This is a genomic window from Caballeronia sp. GAWG2-1 (assembly GCF_023631405.1).
GTDB lineage: Bacteria > Pseudomonadota > Gammaproteobacteria > Burkholderiales > Burkholderiaceae > Caballeronia.
The window spans coordinates 1-12391 of the sequence record NZ_JALQDD010000012.1; the positions used below are offsets into that span (position 1 = coordinate 1).

Annotated in this window: 11 protein-coding genes and 2 tRNA genes; 1 reads left to right on the plus strand and 12 read right to left on the minus strand. The window is 62.5% G+C overall.

Annotated features, from left to right (window positions below; all coding sequences use genetic code 11):
• Nucleotide 1: 1 nt before the first annotated feature.
• The 3 genes from NCR98_RS08195 to gltX form a co-directional block, all read right to left on the minus strand.
• Nucleotides 2–77 (minus strand) — tRNA-Glu (locus tag NCR98_RS08195).
• Between the two features lie 176 nt (nucleotides 78–253).
• Nucleotides 254–329: transfer RNA gene (locus tag NCR98_RS08200), tRNA-Ala, on the minus strand.
• A 148-nt stretch (nucleotides 330–477) separates the two neighbouring features.
• A complete protein-coding gene (gene gltX / locus NCR98_RS08205; RefSeq protein ID WP_250525940.1) occupies nucleotides 478–1887 on the minus strand; it encodes a glutamate--tRNA ligase in 1410 nt (469 codons plus the stop codon).
• Between the two features lie 271 nt (nucleotides 1888–2158).
• Between gltX and NCR98_RS08210 the strand changes: the two genes are divergently transcribed.
• On the plus strand, nucleotides 2159–3109 hold the full coding sequence (locus tag NCR98_RS08210; RefSeq protein WP_502799733.1) for a patatin-like phospholipase family protein: 951 nt from the start codon (nucleotides 2159–2161) through the stop codon (nucleotides 3107–3109).
• A gap of 247 nt (nucleotides 3110–3356) precedes the next feature.
• Here the strand turns inward: NCR98_RS08210 and NCR98_RS08215 are convergent, their stop codons facing one another.
• The 9 genes from NCR98_RS08215 to iscU form a co-directional block, all read right to left on the minus strand.
• Nucleotides 3357–4613, minus strand: a complete 1257-nt coding sequence (locus tag NCR98_RS08215) for a c-type cytochrome (RefSeq protein ID WP_250525941.1) — start codon at nucleotides 4611–4613, stop codon at nucleotides 3357–3359.
• Nucleotides 4610–5230, minus strand: a complete 621-nt coding sequence (locus NCR98_RS08220; protein WP_459909339.1) for a (2Fe-2S)-binding protein — start codon at nucleotides 5228–5230, stop codon at nucleotides 4610–4612. The genes NCR98_RS08215 and NCR98_RS08220 overlap by 4 nt, the downstream gene beginning before the upstream one ends.
• Nucleotides 5179–8010, minus strand: coding sequence for a xanthine dehydrogenase family protein molybdopterin-binding subunit (locus tag NCR98_RS08225; protein ID WP_250525943.1), 2832 nt, complete (start codon nucleotides 8008–8010; stop codon nucleotides 5179–5181). Before NCR98_RS08225 ends, NCR98_RS08220 begins: the two co-directional genes overlap by 52 nt.
• A gap of 316 nt (nucleotides 8011–8326) precedes the next feature.
• Nucleotides 8327–8524, minus strand: a complete 198-nt coding sequence (iscX, locus tag NCR98_RS08230) for a Fe-S cluster assembly protein IscX (protein WP_244825420.1) — start codon at nucleotides 8522–8524, stop codon at nucleotides 8327–8329.
• A 13-nt stretch (nucleotides 8525–8537) separates the two neighbouring features.
• A complete protein-coding gene (gene fdx / locus NCR98_RS08235) occupies nucleotides 8538–8879 on the minus strand; it encodes an ISC system 2Fe-2S type ferredoxin (protein ID WP_244825421.1) in 342 nt (113 codons plus the stop codon).
• A gap of 32 nt (nucleotides 8880–8911) precedes the next feature.
• Nucleotides 8912–10777: a Fe-S protein assembly chaperone HscA gene (gene hscA, locus NCR98_RS08240; protein ID WP_250465083.1), complete on the minus strand. Its 1866-nt coding sequence runs from the start codon at nucleotides 10775–10777 to the stop codon at nucleotides 8912–8914.
• 45 nt (nucleotides 10778–10822) lie between these two features.
• Nucleotides 10823–11353, minus strand: coding sequence for a Fe-S protein assembly co-chaperone HscB (hscB, locus tag NCR98_RS08245; protein WP_250525944.1), 531 nt, complete (start codon nucleotides 11351–11353; stop codon nucleotides 10823–10825).
• Nucleotides 11354–11467: 114 nt separating this feature from the next.
• Nucleotides 11468–11791, minus strand: coding sequence for an iron-sulfur cluster assembly protein IscA (iscA, locus tag NCR98_RS08250; protein ID WP_244825424.1), 324 nt, complete (start codon nucleotides 11789–11791; stop codon nucleotides 11468–11470).
• Between the two features lie 106 nt (nucleotides 11792–11897).
• The gene (gene iscU / locus NCR98_RS08255; RefSeq protein WP_244825425.1) at nucleotides 11898–12326 is read right to left on the minus strand and encodes a Fe-S cluster assembly scaffold IscU; all 429 of its coding nucleotides are present in this window, start codon (nucleotides 12324–12326) and stop codon (nucleotides 11898–11900) included.
• Nucleotides 12327–12391 lie beyond the last annotated feature (65 nt).

A 12391-nucleotide genomic window follows, 5' to 3' on the forward strand; every position in this document is an offset into this window, starting at 1 on the left:
CTGGCGTCCCCTAGGGGATTCGAACCCCTGTACTCACCGTGAAAGGGTGATGTCCTAGGCCTCTAGACGAAGGGGACAGAAACTTGTGTATCTGTCTTTGCTACTTGATCATTCGCTCTGGGCTTTACAACTTGCCGCAAGCAGCGAAGACCGAAATTCTATACAACCTGATGTTACTTGTGAAGTATTTTTTGCGACTTCCGAAACGCTGGAAACCATACAAACAATACCACCTGCCCTGCAAAACCATTCTTGGTGGAGGTAAGCGGGATCGAACCGCTGACCTCTTGCATGCCATGCAAGCGCTCTCCCAGCTGAGCTATACCCCCTTGCAGAACAGAAACGAGATTCTATAGGCCATTTTTGAAGTTGTAAATACCCTTTGACGCTCGTAGCGAAATTTTTTATCTCTCTTCATGCATTTGCGCGCAATGCATGCATCGCTGGCATTCATCGCGCGCGGCTCTGCGTCTTCAGTCAGCTTGCGGCCAGTTCCAGCCGACGTAAAACGGCTTCGCGGCCGAAGAGCGCGAGCACGGCGTCGAGGGACGGCGTGTGCGTCGTGCCTGCAACCAGCAAGCGAACCGGCATCGCGAGTTGCGGCATCTTGAGCTTGTGCGCGGCAAGGGTCGCCTTCACGGCCGCGGCGATCGCTTCCTTGCTCCACTCCGCTTCGGCGAGCGCCGCGCGCAAATCGGCGATGGCCGGCCGCACTGCATCGGTGACGTGCTGCTTGCGCGCTTCGGGATCGATCGTGGGCTCGCGATAGAACATCACGGCGTTATCGGCGATTTCCTTCACCGTCGATGCGCGGTCCTTCAAAAGCCCGATTGCCAGCTCCAGCGGCGCGCCGTTCTCGATCGCGCTCGCTTCGATACCCGCCTCGCGCAAGAACGGCCGCGTGAGTTCCGCGAGGCGACCGTTGTCCGCTTCCTTGATGTAATGCGCGTTGAGCCAGTTGAGCTTGTCGTGGTCGTATTGCGCCGGCGACTTGCCCAGATGCTCTAGGTCGAACCATTCGACGAACTGTTCGCGCGAGAAGATTTCCGCATCGCCATGCGACCAGCCGAGGCGTGCGAGATAATTCACGACCGCCTCGGGCAGATACCCGTTGTCGCGATAACCGGTCACGGCCATGGCGCCGTGACGCTTGCTCATCTTATCGCCCTGCTCGTTCAGCACCGTTGGCAAATGCGCGTAAACCGGCACTTCACCGCCGAGCGCGCGCAGGATGTTGATCTGACGCGGCGTGTTGTTCACGTGATCATCGCCGCGAATGACGTGCGTGATCTGCATGTCGAGGTCGTCGACGACCACACAGAAGTTATAGGTCGGCGTACCGTCGGGACGCGCGATGACGAGATCGTCGAGTTCTTCGTTCGATATCTCGACCGTGCCCTTCACGGCGTCGTCCCATGCGACCACGCCCGTCAGCGGATTGCGAAAGCGCACCACCGGTTCCACGCCTTCGGGAACCGGCGGCAACTCCTTGCCCGGCTCGGGACGCCACGTGCCGTCGTAACGCGGCTTTTCGCCCGCGGCGCGCTGACGCTCGCGCAGGGCATCGAGCTCCTCGGTCGACATATAGCAGTGGTACGCAAGCCCCTTCTCCAGCATCTGCGCGACCACTTCGCGATAACGCTCCATGCGCTGCATCTGATAGAACGGACCTTCGTCGAAATCGAGGCCGAGCCAGGCCATGCCTTCGAGAATCGCATCGACCGAGGCTTCGGTGGAGCGCTCGACATCGGTGTCCTCGATGCGCAGCACGAAGGTGCCCTTCATCTTGCGCGCGAACGCCCAGGGATAGAGCGCGGAGCGGATGTTGCCGAGATGGATGAAACCGGTCGGGCTCGGTGCGAAGCGGGTACGGACTTGGGTGGTCATTGCGGTTTTACTCGATGGATGGCGTCTGTCTCGCTCGAAGCCGATGCGCGCTCTACGCGCCTCAAAGCAGACGAGAAGTGTCCAATGACGGCTGATTCGGAAGCGTTCGTGCGGCTGGATCACGCGGCCGGCGCTTCGTCAAAGTGAACCGGAATTATACTCGCGGCCTGCTTTGTGCCGGTCCGTGCGCCTTTGTTTTATGATGTCCGCGCCTTTTTGCCGATACCGGCCAAGGCACGTTCAAAGCAGCAAGCCGCGCCCGGAGTTCAACTTGAAGCCATCGTCATCCCGTCTTTCGCTTTCGCGCCGCGCGTTTTCGCTCGCGGCGCTGTCATCCGTCGTGACCGCGTGCACGACCGCCACGGGCGGCAACGCCACGTCGACCACGACCACGAGCACGCCGCCGCCGAAAACGGATATCCAGCGGCAAGCGCCCGTTCGCATCGGGCTTGCGCTCGGTGGCGGCGCGGCGCGCGGCTTCGCGCATATCGGCGTGATCAAGGCGCTCGAAGCGCGCAACGTGCCGGTCGATCTCGTGGCGGGCACGAGCGCGGGCTCGGTCATCGCGGCACTGTATGCGTCGGGCATGAACGGCATCGCCATCAACAAGCTCGCGCTCACCATGGACGAAGCCTCGATCAGCGACTGGGCCATGCCTTTTCGCACGCGCGGCATCTTGCAAGGCGTGGCGCTGCAGAACTACCTCAACAAGACGCTCGACAATCGTCCGATCGAGAAGATGGCGAAGCCGCTTGGCATCGTCGCGACCGACCTTCGGAATGGTCAGCCGATCCTCTTTCAGCGCGGCAACACGGGCATCGCGGTGCGCGCGTCGTGCAGCGTGCCGTCGATCTTCGAGCCGGTGAAGATCGGCGACCACGAATATGTCGATGGCGGGCTGGTGAGTCCCGTACCCGCCGCATTCGCGCACAAGATGGGCGCGGACTTCGTGATCGCTGTGGATATTTCGGCGCGTCCCGAAAGCGGCGTCACGCAAAGCTCGTTCGACGTGCTCATGCAGACCTTCACGATCATGGGCCAGACCATCAAGGCTTATGAACTCGACAAGTACGCGGACGCGGTCATCCGGCCGAATCTCAATGCCATGAGCAGCAGCGACTTCAGCCAGCGCAACGCATCGATTTTGGCGGGCGAGGAAGCGGTCGCGAAGATGTGGCCAGCGTTGCAGCGGCAGCTCGTCGAACGCGGCGTGCGCGTTTGAGAAGTCTTCTGCCTGATTAATGCAGCGCGGAGCATGAGCGCGCCGGCGCTCGGATACCACGGCGATTCCTGTGCTCGGGTGCGCGGCGAGCGGTTTGAAACCCAACGCGAAGAATCGATCGAGCGACGCACTGTCGCCCAACGATGTCACGGCGACTTGGGTGCTCGAATGCCCGGCAAACCCCAAGCAAAAGAGGCCACGCTCGCCGAGCCGTGGCCTCTTTCGTTCGCGCTGCGGAAAACCGCGACTACCTCAGCGACTTCACCTTGTCTGCCGTGATCTCGGCAGGCTGTCCGCCCCACGTTGCGCGAAGATAATTCGCCAGTTCGGCGATCTGCTCGTCGCTATACGTGCCCGCGAATCCAGGCATGTCCTGCATGGCCTCGCCGTGCGGGAACGGCTGCGCCTTTATGCCATCGAGCATCGACACGATCAGGTTGCGCGGATCGGCCAGACGCAAGGTCGAGTTTCCGTCCATCGCTACCGTGACGTGCGGCTTGCCCTCGCCCTCGTGCCCGTGACAACCCGCGCAAGAATCCAGATAGAGCGAGCGTCCCGCAGCGAGCCGCGTGGCGTCACCCGACTGAATGGCGGCGAGCGGCGCGGCTGCCTGCGGCTTGTCGCCGAGCAGATACGTGGCGAGCGCGCGCAGATCGTTGGAATCCAGATGCTGCGTGCTCAGATAGATCACGGGATGCATCTCGCCATACGCCGAGCCTTGCCGCGCGACGCCCGTCGCGAAGAATGTCTGCAGATCGGCGGCATTCCAGCCACGCGCGGCAAGCGCTTGCGGCGTGATGTCGGGCGCGCCGACACGGCCGAGGGCTTCGCCTTGCAGCGTCTTCGCATCCTGCAACTGGCCGAAGGCACCACGCGGCGTGTGGCACTCGGCACAATGGCCGAGCGCGTTGGCCAGATAGCGCCCGCGCGTCCAGTCCGCCGATTGTCCCTGCGACGCATCCGGCAAGGTGTCGTTCAAGAACAGCATGTCCCAGAAACGCACGGCGAAGCGCACGTTGTAGGGAAACGAGAGGATCGGCTTGAGACTCGGCACGGCTGCCGGCTTTTGCGCCATCAGATACGCGTAAAGGGCGTCACTGTCCTCGCGCGTGATCTGTCGATACGACGTATAAGGCATCGCCGGATACAGCTTGCCATTCGGCGACTTGCCTTCATGCAGCACGGCGTAGAAGTCGTCGGCGCTATAAGAGCCGATGCCGTACTTCGTATCGGGCGTGATGTTGGTGCCGTAGAACGTGCCGAACTGCGATTGCAGCTTCACGCCGCCCGCGAACGGCGCGCCGCCGTTCGCCGTGTGGCATGCGGCGCAATCCGCCGCATGCGCGAGATAGCGTCCACGCGCGATCTGCTCGGGCGAGCTCGTGATGTGAACGGGCGCGTCCCGACGGTCGCCGCACGCGCTCAACGCGAAAGCGGCAAGCGCGAGTGGAATCAGCCGCACGACGCAGCGCGACACGAAGCGAGTCACATTCAGTCTCGTCATGCTGCGTCCTTCACCAGGCCGGGCGTCGTGAGCACCAGTTCCTTCACGGCTTCGTAGTAGCGCACGTAACCTGTGCAACGGCAGATGTGGCTGTCGAGCGCCGACATGATGGTCGCTTCGATCTGATCCCTCGCGATGGGATTGCGCTTCAGGTTGTCGAGCAGGACCATCGTCGCGTTGACGAAACCCGGCGTGCAATAGCCGCACTGGAAGCTGAAATGTTCCAGGAACTTCTGCTGCACGGGCGCCAGTTCGACGACTTCGCCCTGCTCGTTGCGCTTCGCGTGTCCCTCGACGGTCCGCACGTTCTTGCCGTCGAAGAAATGCGCGCCGTTGATGCACGAACGCACTTCCTCGCTCGTGCCATCGGCCCGGTCGACGATCACGACGCACGCGTGGCAGATGCCCTGCCCGCAGCCGAGACGCGAGCCGGTCAGGCCGAGATACTCGTGCAGGAAATCGATCATCGGCAAGCCGGATGGCACCTGCATCGGGCCGACCTTATTGCCGTTGATCGTCATGGAGAGCGAGCGCGATTCGACGCCCGCGGCGGATGGGATGGCCGTCATGCGAGCACCTCCTGAATGTTTTGCGGGCTCACCGGCAGATCGGTGAATCGATGTCCGATCGCATGCGCGATCGCGTTGACGATGGCTCCGACCACCGGAATCATCACCACTTCGGCGATGCCTTTAGGCGGATCGGTCTCGGAGAGCGGCGGCAACACTTCGCTGGTTTGCTTCCAGACGGCGACATCGCTTGCGAGCGGCAAGTGATAGCGGTTGAAGTTCCACGTGCCGTTGCCGGGACCGTCTTCGTAAAGCGGCAGATACTCATGCAGCGCGTGGCCGATGCCCATCGCGAGGCCGCCTTGCAACTGCCCGGAGACGAGTTGCGGCGCGATCTGATTGCCGCATTCCATGATCGAATGATGCGAGAGCAGATCGACCTTGCCGCTGGCCGAGTCGATAGCAAGCTCGACGAGCGTGCCGACCGCGCTGTAATACGTGACCGCGGCGTTGTTGCGCTGCACGGGCGGGATGAACACGCGTTTGCGATCGAGCACGGTATAGCCGTTGGCCGTGGCCTTGCCGCGTTGCTTGCCGTTGGCGGCATCGGCGCTGCCGAAGCGCACCGAGAGTCCGTCGAGCGGTACCTGATCGACGGTGCCCGCGATATCGAACTGCGCCTCGCTCCACTGCCAGCGATTGAAGGTATGCACCGCAGCGCCCGTGACGAGCCCGAGTTCATGCGCCTTCTTCGCGAGCACGTCGAAGGCAAGCGGCTCCATGCCGTCGGCCGCCAGCTTGCCGTCGACCCAGCGCGCATCTTCCACACGCACGACGTACGAGGTCGCCTGACCGCCGCCGATACCCTGCCCCCAGAGCGCGAGCGCGGCGGGCCAGATGCCGTGACGAAACACGACGCGCGCCGCTTCATGCGTGGCGTGCGTGAAGTAGAAGGCGGAGTTCGTCGCGCTGGCCGGCGACATGTACGCGGGCGACCAGCGCGGATTCGCGCTCAAGCGATCCTGCTCGGCTTGCGACATGATGTACGGATCGCCGCTCGTCACGACCGGCAGATCCGTCCAGTCGATGATCGCCATATGCACCTCGACGGCGGGCTTGCCGAGCCACTTCGCGACCGCGAGGGCCTGCGAGGTCGACGTGCCGGTGCCGATCTCCGCGCCCGAGTGACTCAACGCGATGCGCCCGTCGGCCGTGAACTCCACCTTCGCGAAGGCGCTTTCCGCGCCCGTACCGAAGTCCTTCTGCGTACACGCGAACCCGATGCCATAGCGCATTCCCGGATGCGCCGCCTCGAAATCGCTCTTGCGCCGCATGCGTTCGGTCCACAGCGGCAGTTCCTTCGCGCGACGCAGCACTTCCTCGGCGCGCAACGCGCCGGCGGGAATGGCGCCTTGCGTGTTCTTCATGCCGGTGCGGAACACGTTCTTCAGGCGAAAATCGATCGGGTCGATATCGAGCTTCTGCGCGATCTCGTCGATCATCATCTCGGTCGCGGCCATGCTTTGCAGCGTGCCGTAACCGCGCGCCGAACCGGCATCGACCGCGCGCGAGGCAATCGCGATCGCGGTCAGATCGCTCTGCGGAATGTAGTAGATCGACTGCGCCGCGGTGGCGCCGACCATCGCGACCGATGGCGAGAAGTTGCAGCGTCCGCCGCCGTTCGCTTCGAAGTCGCCCTTGAAGGCTTGAATGAGGCCGGTGTTCTTGTCGATCGCCATGCGATAGCGCATGTCGAACGCGTGACGCTTGAGCGAGCTCTGGAACTGTTCGAAGCGGTCGAAAGCCAGGCGCACGGGACGGCCCTCGCCATACATGGCCGCGACGAGACCGTAGAACGGCACGTTGAAGTGATCCTTCGAACCGTAGCCCACCGTGTAGCACGGATGCAGGAACAGGTTCTTCACTGGAAAATGCGACTTGGCCGCCATCTCCACAGCGCTTTCCGCGACTTCGTGCGGACCTTGCGTCGGGACGACCATGTGCAGCGACTGAGTCGCCGCGTCGTACCAGCAATTCGCGTTGTCGGGCTCGAGCGCGGCCGTATCGACCGATTGCGTCTTGTATTCGCGATCCACGACGAGCCAGTCCGCCGGCGGATGATCGAGCTGGTCGGCAATACTTTGCGCGTGGAACATGCCCTGCTCGTCGAGCTTGCCGTGTTCATGAGCGTCGGCCCAGACGGGCGCGCGCTTCTTCATCATGTGCGGAAAGAGCGGCGTGTTCTTCAGGCTCGAAAACGTGTCTTCGTCGAAAGGCGTCTTGCCGCCGACGCGCACGAAGCGAAACGACGCCCACGGATCGCGCTCGAGCGGACCCGTCGTTGCGCCGTAACGGATCACGCCATCGCGGAACTGGAGCTTTTCCTTCGCGAAACGGAAGCGCGCGAAGTCGTGATAAATCAGCATCGCAACGGCCTGGCCAAGATACGCGGGCGTCTTCCCGGCGGGCAGGAACATGTCGTCGCCATAGAACGCGGGGAAGGCGAGCTTGTCGCGCGCGAGATCTTCCGCGGTGACGACGCGATCGGGCTTCAGCGCATCGCCGAGCACCGACAGATCGAAGCCTTCGTACAGACAGTCGGCCCGCGTCACGCGCAGGATCAGCGCGTGCGATTGTTGCTGCGGCCAATGCGGCATGTCGGCCGCGCGGATGTCGCGCGCGAAGACCTTCGCGCCCGTTACCTTGGCCATGCCGTCGATACGAAACTTTGCGCTTCCGTTCGTGGCATCCCATTGAACGGGCGTGAGTATCTTCTCTTCGAACAACGCGGCGAACGCACGGCTGCCTAAGGGCGCGACGAATACCGAAACGCCCGCGAGTGCAGCCGCTTTCAGAAAACCACGACGCGACAGGTCGAGTTTCCCCATGTACTTCTCCTCAAGTGATCGCCACAGGCCGTCCAGCATGGGGACGGCCACACGCCGCCTTCACGCGGGCATGTAAAATTTGTTTGCAATACGAAACGTCGCTGGGCGATGAATCGAATCCGGCCTTGACTGACAGAAGGCAGTGGGCGCGATTTTAAGTGCGGGAAAGACCGTCAACAACGCGCACAACGTCAAGTTCTGTCAAGATTAAAGCGGCAAGGGAATGAGGAAAATCAATATGGTGAAATGCCGCGCGCTCAAAATAAAACGGCGACCTCTTTCGAGAGTCGCCGTCTTTTAGACGATACCAACGCGATCAATAATCCGCGTCTTCGATCCACGCAGCCTGAATGGCTTCTAGAATCTTTTCATTCGAGCTCTGCGGATCGTCGTCGAAACCAACCAACTCCGTCACCCAGCGATGCAGGTCCGTGAAACGCACATACTGGGGATCGATATCCTGATGCGCATCGGTCAAGGCCATTGCGATCTCTTGAGTATCTGTCCACTTCATGAGCGAGCCTCCGTCAGTGATTTTCTTTGGCGTGGTTAATGGTGTAGCGCGGGATCTCGACCACCAGATCCTCGTCGGCCGGCACCATTGCCTGACATGATAACCGCGATGTCGGTTCGAGGCCCCAAGCCTTGTCGAGGAGATCGTCCTCGTCTTCCTCCGACGGTTCGAGCGCGTTGAAGCCCTCGCGGATGATGACGTGGCAGGTCGTGCACGCGCACGACTTCTCGCAGGCGTGTTCGATCTCGATACCGTGTTCCAGCAGATTGTCGCAGATGCTCTTGCCGATATCGGCGTCGATGACCGCGCCGTCCGGGCAAAGCTCCACGTGAGGAAGCACAACGATTTGAGGCATGGACTTAAGTTTTCCGTGAATTTCCGAATGGATCAGACATCGTCGAGCTTGCGGCCGGCGAGTGCGCGGCGAATGCTCTTGTTCATGCGGCGCGCGGCGAATTCGTCGGTTGCAACGGAAAGCGCCTTGGTCGCGTCTTCGATACGTTGCGCCGAATCGCCCTTCGCGATGGTCGCGAGTTCTTCCGCCAGCGTTTCGATCTGCGCGCGTTCGCTCTCGTCGAGCAACTCGGCGTCTGCCGCGAGCGCCGCGTGCGTGGCTTCGACCAGCCGTTCTGCATCGACCTGTGCCTCGCGCAGCGCGCGGGCCTGCATGTCGGTCTCGGCGGTCTTGAAACTTTCCTCGAGCATGCGCGCGACGTCGTCATCGGCGAGACCGTAGGACGGCTTCACCACCACCGACGCTTCCACGCCCGAAATCTGCTCGCGCGCGAAAACGGACAGCAAGCCGTCGGCATCGACCTGATACGTCACGCGAATGCGCGCAGCGCCCGCCGCCATCGGCGGAATGCCGCGCAATTCGAAACGCGCGAGCGAGCGGCAGTCGGACACGAGTTCGCGTTCGCCCTGGACCACGTGGATCGCCATTGCCGTCTGGCCGTCCTTGAACGTGGTGAAGTCTTGCGCGCGCGCGGTCGGGATCGTCGAGTTGCGCGGAATGATTTTTTCGGTGAGACCGCCCATGGTTTCGACGCCGAGCGACAGCGGAATCACGTCGAGCAAGAGCCAGTCGTCGCCTTCGCCGCGACGGTTGCCGGCGAGCAGATCGGCCTGAATCGCGGCGCCGAGCGCCACGACCTGATCCGGGTCGAGATTGACGAGCGGCGGCTGGCCGAAATACGTCTGCACCGCGCGGCGGATCACCGGCATGCGCGTCGCGCCGCCGACCAGCACCACGCCCTTGATCTCGGCGGGCGCGACCTTGGCATCGCGCAGCGCCTTTCTCGTGGGTCCGAGCGTGCGCGCGACGAGCGCTTCGGTGAGCGTGTCGAACTGCGCTTCGGTCACGGCGACATCGATCACGCGGCCGTCCGAAAGCGTCGCCTGGACGCGCGTTTCATCGGCCGACGAAAGCGCTTCCTTCGCGACTCGCACATGGTCCAGCAAGAGCCGCACGTCTTCGGGCGAAGTGACTTCGACGCCCGCCTGCGCAATCACATGCCGATACAGCACGTGGTCGAAATCGTCGCCGCCGAGCGCGGAATCGCCGCCGGCCGCGAGTACTTCGAAGACGCCCTTGGTGAGCTTGAGAATGGACAGATCAAAAGTTCCGCCGCCGAGATCGTAGACCGCGTACAGACCTTCCGATGCGTTGTCGAGACCATAAGCGATGGCCGCCGCGGTCGGTTCGTTCAGCAGTCGCAGCACATTGAGGCCGGCGAGCTTCGCGGCGTCCTTGGTGGCCTGGCGCTGGGCTTCATCGAAATAGGCGGGCACGGTAATGACCGCGCCGACCAGATCTTCGCCGAGCGAATCTTCCGCGCGATAACGCAGCGTGGCGAGAATCTCGGCCGACACCTCGACCGGGCTCTTCACGCCGTCGATCGTACGAATCTGCACCATGCCGGGCGCGTCGATGAAATCGTACGGCGCGTTCTCCGCGCCCTCCACCTCACTCTTGCCTCGACCCATGAAGCGCTTGACGGACACGATCGTGTTGCGCGGATCGATGGCCGCTTCTTCCTTCGCGACGCGGCCGATGCGCCGTCCGCCCTTCTCCAGATAGCGCACCACCGACGGCAGCAGCACATGGCCGTCCTCGTCGGGAAGCGCTTCGGGCACGCTGTTGCGCACGGCCGCCACGAGCGAGTTCGTCGTGCCGAGATCGATACCGACCGCCACGCGCCGCTGATGCGGTGCGGGCGCCATGCCGGGTTCTGAGATTTGCAGTAAAGCCATCGTTGATCTTATGGGGTTGTGTGCGGCGCCTGAGGCTCTTGTACGTCAGGCGGTTTCGAGCCGCTCGATCTGCGTGCCGATTTCATGCGCCACGCGCTCGATGAACATCAGCTGCCGCACCGCCTCGCTTGCCGCCTGATCCGACTTGCTGTCGATCAGCGCTTCGAGCTTGGTGAAGCGCACACGTTCTTCATCGCGCAATTCGTCGAGCAAGGATTCGAGCGCGCCGATATTCTTCGCGCCGGCCGCATCCTCGATATTCTCGCGCCATTCCATTTGCTGCATGAGGAACGCGGGTTCCATCGCCGTATTGTTTTCCGCGCCGACGTCGATACCGCGCAGCGACAGCATGTAGCGCGCGCGCTTCAACGGATCGCGCAGCGTTTGGTAAGCCTCGTTGGCGCGCGTCGCCCATTGCATCGCGATTCGGCGTTGCGCGTCGCCCGCCGAGGCGAAGCGGTCCGGATGCACTTGCGCCTGCACGGTGCGATACGCGTCGTCGAGCGCTTGCTGATCGACCGCGAAGACCGGCGGCAAGTCGAAGAGATCGAAGTGACTGTCGTTGAGCGATGCCATTGAAGATTACCGGTTACTCGGAAGATGTCTCGAAGGATGCAGCAAAGTCGAAGCGCGAATGAAAAAGGCGGCACGCGCCGCCTCTTTTGCCGATACCGCCGGCGTCATGCCCGGTTATACGCGGAACGACTCGCCGCAGCCGCACTCGTCCTTCGCGTTCGGGTTGTTGAAGCGAAAGCCTTCGTTCAGCCCTTCGCGCGCGAAATCCAGTTCGGTGCCGTCGAGATAGGCGAGGCTTTTCGGATCGATCACGACCTTCACGCCCGCCGACTCGAACACCATGTCTTCCGGTGCGAGTTCATCGACATATTCGAGCTTGTACGCGAGACCCGAACAGCCCGTCGTACGCACGCCCAGGCGCAGCCCGACGCCCTTGCCGCGTCGCGCCAGATACTTATGCACGTGCTGTGCTGCCTTCTCCGTCAACGTGATTGCCATAGTCTTTGCGTCGCGCTCTTTACTTGCTGCGTTACTTCGAAATCCGAGGCGCCGATCTTGCCGGCGCCATTCCAGGGTCGTTGCCTACGCCACCTTCATGCCGCATTCAGGCCGCGTGTTGCTTGGCTTCCGTCTGCTCGGCCTGGGGAGCCGCCACGCCGTGACGTTCCTTGTAGTCGGCGACCGCTGCCTTGATTGCGTCTTCGGCGAGAATCGAGCAGTGAATCTTCACGGGCGGCAGTGCGAGTTCCTCGGCGATCTGCGTGTTCTTGATCGTCAGCGCCTGATCCAGCGTCTTGCCCTTCACCCATTCGGTCACGAGCGAGCTCGACGCGATGGCCGAGCCGCAGCCGTACGTCTTGAACTTCGCGTCTTCGATCACGCCGTCCGCGCCCACGCGGATCTGCAGTTTCATCACGTCGCCGCAAGCCGGTGCGCCGACCATGCCGGTGCCGACCGTGTCGTCGTCCTTCGAGAAGGAGCCGACGTTGCGCGGGTTTTCGTAGTGGTCCAGAACCTTGTCGCTATAAGCCATGATTCGAATTCTCCGGTGATCTATCTCCGCGAGAGGCGGAGCAACATTCTCTCGACCGACACGCG